At 46.1% G+C, this 5,654-nt stretch carries 5 protein-coding genes; all 5 read right to left on the bottom strand.

All coding sequences use genetic code 11. The annotated features are described in order from the left end of the window. A partial coding sequence (locus J7M22_07235; GenBank protein MCD6506405.1) for a hypothetical protein occupies positions 1-161 on the bottom strand: 161 nt, incomplete at its 3' end. 180 nt (positions 162-341) lie between these two features. Next, positions 342-2,300 (bottom strand): carboxypeptidase regulatory-like domain-containing protein, encoded by a 1,959-nt coding sequence (locus J7M22_07230; protein ID MCD6506404.1) that lies wholly within the window; start codon positions 2,298-2,300, stop codon positions 342-344. A 207-nt stretch (positions 2,301-2,507) separates the two neighbouring features. Beyond that, positions 2,508-3,326 (bottom strand): SUMF1/EgtB/PvdO family nonheme iron enzyme, encoded by an 819-nt coding sequence (locus J7M22_07225; protein MCD6506403.1) that lies wholly within the window; start codon positions 3,324-3,326, stop codon positions 2,508-2,510. Positions 3,327-3,912: 586 nt separating this feature from the next. Continuing rightward, complete coding sequence (locus J7M22_07220) at positions 3,913-4,917, bottom strand: hypothetical protein (protein ID MCD6506402.1); 1,005 nt, start codon at positions 4,915-4,917, stop codon at positions 3,913-3,915. After that, the coding region (locus tag J7M22_07215) for a hypothetical protein (protein ID MCD6506401.1) at positions 4,914-5,654 on the bottom strand (741 nt) is incomplete at its 5' end. The genes J7M22_07220 and J7M22_07215, both read right to left, overlap by 4 nt.

Raw genomic sequence — 5,654 nt, 5'->3', positions numbered from 1 at the left:
GCCTTGAGGAACGTCTCCTGAGCCACGTCCTCTGCTTCATCCTGGTCCTGCAGTATGGAGAAGGCTGTGAGGCGTATGAGGTCGTAGTATCTTCTGACCAACTCCTCAAAGGCGGTTTTATCCCCTTTCAGGCTTTCTCGGACAAGCTCCTCATCTTTCATCTTTTATCCCTCGTATATATAGATGCGCGAGGGGAGGAAATATTACAAGAAATTTCCAGATGGATAATTCAAGACGGTGAGTGACCATTGTTGTTACCTAGTCAACTCGTGGTTATGATGAGGTAAGAGGTAATAAGTTTCTCTCATCCCTATCAGCCCCTCTGTTTTTACATCTTAACCCTACCGAATCGGAAATGGATTTGATTCGGCTTGTAAGGTACATTCTGTGACTCTGCCATCAAGGACATCTAACAGAACACGTCTACCGCGCTTCTGACCGTATCTCTCGCTGATATATACCGGATAGACGTAATACTCCCCCGGCGCTAAATGTCGGAAGATGAAACCTCCCTCTTCCTCAGGAGTGACACTGTATTCTACTCTGAAAACATCGTCGGTTAACCTCGAATCCACAGCATCAGCTCGCATCCGCAACCTAACGGTAACCTTCCACTCTGACCCACTGGTAGAGGTGACAATTCCTCTAACGGTTCCTCCCCTAACCAGCTCAACCATCAAAGGCTTACCATAAGATATATCATCAGGGGTCAATAGAGCCGGGGCATACCCCTCAGCTTCAGTGTATATGTAGCTCCTCCCGGGTTCAAAATCATAGATTTGAAACCTCCCATCCCACCCTGTGGAGGTGACCTCCCTACCATATATCGATCTCGCTTTGAAATCCCAAACATCCGGGAACCGATCCCTTTTCGTGATAAACCACCGCTTCTCTTTCATCATGTGAAGCGGGAACTCCTCGTCGAAGGAATAGATGAAGGCGTGCCCGATGGGCTCATGAGTTTGAGCATCCCGAACCATGCCGATCACCTTCTTAGACGGTTTCATGGATATGACCAACCGCTCGATCTCGTTTGAGATGGTGATCCCTCTGATATACCTGCTTGCGTAACCGGGTGCTTTGATCATCAGATCGATCCTCGAACCTAAAGGCACTCCGGGACACTCAAATTGACCTGTGGAGCTTCTGAACACATATCCGATCGCCCAATCATCTAACATTCCAATCGGTTCTCGGACGTATCTTAACATTGAGGTGCGGAATATATAGACGTGGAAATAGTCGATGGGTTCATCATCGGAGGCGGAGACAACCTGGCATGAAAGGACAGCTTGCCTTTTACGTCTTAAGGTTATTTTAACCGTTTTCCCCACCTTCACCTCCAGTTGTTTCCTTTCGAATTCGGGGTGATCTACGTTCAAAGTGACCTTCCCTTTCGGCAGGTCAGAGATCTTGAATCTTCCTTTCTCATCTGTGAACACTTGGAGCCAGAGGTATTGATCTCCAGCCTTCCGGACTATGACATATGCTTCATTTACAGGTCTTCCACGTTCGTCGACGACACGGCCCGAAATTGAATCTCCTTTCTTAAGAGGTATGTCGATCCCTGTCAGTGTATCTTGATTTTTTGGGAACTGGAAAGGAATTATACTCGGGGCGTATCCATCGGCTTTAGCGCTAACCCATCCTTTGGAGGTGGAGACGTTTTGGAAAAGATAGCAGCCATGCTCATCTGTCTTCGTAGTTTTCAGAATGGAAATGTCTCTTAAATCGAGGAAGGCAGGGAGCTTATTACATTGCACTGCAGCTTTGGAGATAGGCTTCCCTTTTGGATCGAGAACTCGACCCGATATCTTCTTGCCCGGCAGGAGAATCAGGTCGGGCAGCTTGAGGAGGTTGGGATTCTCCACGAAGAACTCGATATGGTTGTCCTGATAAAGGGGGTGTGAAAACTCGAGGCATTTCAACTCATGATATGGGAAAGTGATTGGGAACTCGTATATCCCTTTCTCATCCGTCCTGGCGGTCATCAGCAAGCTCCCTGTTTTGCCTCGGGCGTTCACCTCAACTCCATCAATGGGGTTGCCGTTTTCGTCCGTAACTTTCCCTTCGACTGGCGGGCCGGGTTCCAGTTCGATGTCGATATCGGTTAGATATCCGTTTTTGCTTGGGGATAGCATAAACTCTTGATATATCATCCCCTTTGCCATGACGATGAGGTGGAGTGGATGTTCGATAGCCGATCCTTCGATGTGCAGGTGATACTTTCCTTTTTGGGAGGTTGTCGCCTCGATGATTTTCCCTTCGTATGTGATGGCTTTGATCGTCGCCCTGACCACCGGTTTCCTGCTTGAACGCTCTGTGACTCTACCTGAAATTGAAATACTTTTGGGAGATCGTGAAACTTTTTCCGATGAAAGCCCCTTGAACCATGGAAAAATGCTAAATAATAGTAATACCAGTATTTTCAACTTCCAATCTTTAGGGATGAGGAGCTTTAGCATAAAATCACCTCCTAAAATTACGGAACCAAATGAAGTGAAGATTCATTTAACGTCTTTAGCGCATCGAAATCCGATGTCAAATGCTCTAGTCGTAGGTAACGCATAATAACGATAATTACACTGAAGCTGTAAACGTGTGGATGACCAACTTCCTCCACGTAAGACACGGTAGGTTCCCATATCAGGCCCACGGTCGCTAGGATAATCCGATTCGGAATACCAATCCGAACACCATTCCCAGACATTGCCGCTCATATCAAAACATCCATAAATACTAGTTCCTTTCGGATAAGCTCCAACGTTCAATAATCGTATTAAACCTCCATAGCTCACCCGTGTCCAATCAAATTCATTTCCCCAAGGATATCTCCGTCCATCAGTACCGCGTGCTGCTTTTTCCCATTCCGCTTCGGTAGGCAATCGTTTACCCGCCCACTTGGCATATGCTTGAGCTTCATACCAACTGATCCCCACAACTGGATGGTGAGGAGCGATGGAAGCTTTACTTTTTGACTTTACTATCCAATTTGCTGGCATTTCGATCTGATTTTCCTTGATGAATTCCCAACCTTCCTTTGACCATAATTCCCTTCTGTGGTAGCCACCATCTAAGATGAATTTCTCATAATCTTGATTGGTGACCTCATATATATCGATGTAGTAAGAATCAAGGTAAATAACGGATTGTCGATATGAGCCTCCTCCCATTAAAAATTTACCGGCAGGTATCAAAACCATACCGGATGGCATATCACTCGTAACCGGTTTCACATCGTATCTCAAGGACATAACTACCCATGTCCCTAATAATGCGAACAAGAGTAACCCGGCGATAACGGAAAAACTTATTATCCTCTTCATCGTAACTTCCCTAATTCCACTTAAAAGGGCGGGCAGATACCCGCCCTTCATTTATCGTTTAACTGGATGTTTCGCACCATGGAGCGTATTCAGTTGAGCATGTAAAGTGCACTAGAACTTCATCCTCAGCAACTATCCTACACTCCTTTATACATGGCGGATACTCGAATCCTATGCACCCTGAATCTTCACCCACACAGGTGTATTCATAACCAGCAGGGTACTCAGTTGGATATACAAGGCAGGTATCGGTTCGATTGGAAGAGGTCCCGCACTCATACGGATCTTCCCATGAGTATTGAGTCGGAGGGCAGCTTCGGTATCCATCCGTTCGATAACATCCAGGAGGATGTCCACCGTAGTCCATACATGGACCTGGATCAGATTTTTTACACTCCCACCACTCCTCTGGGGGAGCACCGGGATCAACACACTTCTCATAGCAGTCCGAGTCCGCTCTAACCTGAGCTGGTTCTATAATTTTAACGACGAAAATGACAGCCCAAGTCAGAGCGAGTAATATCGTGACGCCCCATAAAGAGTTAAGGCTTCTCATCTTTGGAAACCCTCCTTTCCTTTGGTTTTTTCAATATTCATGCTTAATACACCACCTCGATTTATCAAGAGCGGAAGGTGTTACCTTAAAGAAAGATTCAGGGAAACTCACATTGAAGCTAGCCTCCAGTATATTGTAACTAAGTTGAAGTTTCTTAATCTCCCCATTGCTTCGTGAGAAATACACCATAGTAATCCGTGTGGGATACCAGACACCTGAAAAGGCCCTGTAATCTTCATAAGATGAGACCTTAGCATAATTAACAAGCCCTGCTCGAAATGAATCGAGATGCTTTTCAACCTTGCGGAGACAAAAACCTTCCTCCGGAGAAACCCATAATTTGAGATCACAGAACTGGAGGATGTATATATCCTTACCTTCCTTATCTTTCTCCACACCTATGAGCCTCGGATAGTTTGAAGCAGTTTCATCCATCTCAACGCTTTGAGATTCAGGGACAGCTGGCATTTGAAAATCAAGACGTCCCATCTGTTCAAAATGGTGGAAATATCTATATCTTTCTCCAGTGAAAAACTGAGCGATTGGAGCTAATCTCTCAGCTTCCCTTAAACGTACCTGATATTGCCCATCAAAAAGATAAGTACGTTGATAGCCTAAATTGAAAATCTCAGCGATTCCCACCGGCACATCCTGTATAGTCCAGTCCCTGATCTCCAGCCTATAACGGTAAAAACTGTTGAAAACTTCAAAGAAGACAGTCCACTCTTCCCGTCTAGGAATTCCGGCTAGCAACATATTGTAGATAAAAGCTATGTCACTGTCACCTTTATAGGTGATCACTTTAGGTTTAAGACTAAGAATCTCCTGATATCGTTTCACTGCCTTATAAGCATCTGCCGGACGCATTGGTCTTGGTCCTATTCGATATTCCAGCCGTAGTTCACCACTTCTAATCGTTTTTCGAGCTAAATTTAATCCCTCGACAATTTCAGAGAGGGTCAATTTATCACTAAAAGACAGAGAAGGGTTGAGCAGCTCTATTATTATGAGAAGCCAAATATGCGATTTTATCATCTTACTCTCTCCTTATAACTTTTCTTAATGGCCTCCTTCGCCTTCCAGAGCTCTATAAGCTCCGTCTGGAGGAAGAAACGTTCCCAGTTAAGGGAATTGAACTCCTCTTCAAGAGACAACCTCTCCTGCATTCTGGGGTCCGATGCGGGCCCTTCCCTGGGCAGTTGGTCGAGCCTCCGTCCGATCTCATCCGCACGTGAAGAGACGACGATGAGTCTTCTCCGTTTCTCTTTAAATTCCCGATCCAACCTCTGATATTCCGGATCCGATTCCCAGGGTTTATCGCTTTGAGCTTTTGACGTCATGGCTTGCCTGTGGGGTAAAGTGGTTTTTATCGGCTCACTTTTCGGAACGGCCTCGCTCTCTATCTCCTTCTCCATTTCATCCAGCGCTTCATCGAGCCATCTGTTGAACTCCTCGAAGGTGAGCTCATCGGAGGTGGGTTTCCCTCCCTGTATCCTATGAGGGGCTGTCAGCTTCGTTTCCGTCTGTACTGTCTCCTCTTTCATCTCAATCCTACCTTGCACGTTTGAAGTCGAACTTCTCACAAGGTGATATCCCACCCATACCCCTCCCCCTGTCGCCAACGTTACCCCTATCCCTACTATAGCTATCTTCGTCGTCATCTTCATCACAACACCCCCCATCACCTTCACAATTTCCCTCCAGGGAAGGATCACTACACACCTCAGCCTCCTGAGAACCTTCTCCTTAACTTTCCTCCTCGCCCTGTGGAT

Source organism: Candidatus Poribacteria bacterium, assembly GCA_021162805.1.
GTDB lineage: Bacteria > Poribacteria > WGA-4E > B28-G17 > B28-G17 > JAGGXZ01.
The sequence above is the reverse complement of the archived record's forward strand: the minus strand, read 5'-3'. Positions and strand labels throughout refer to the sequence as shown.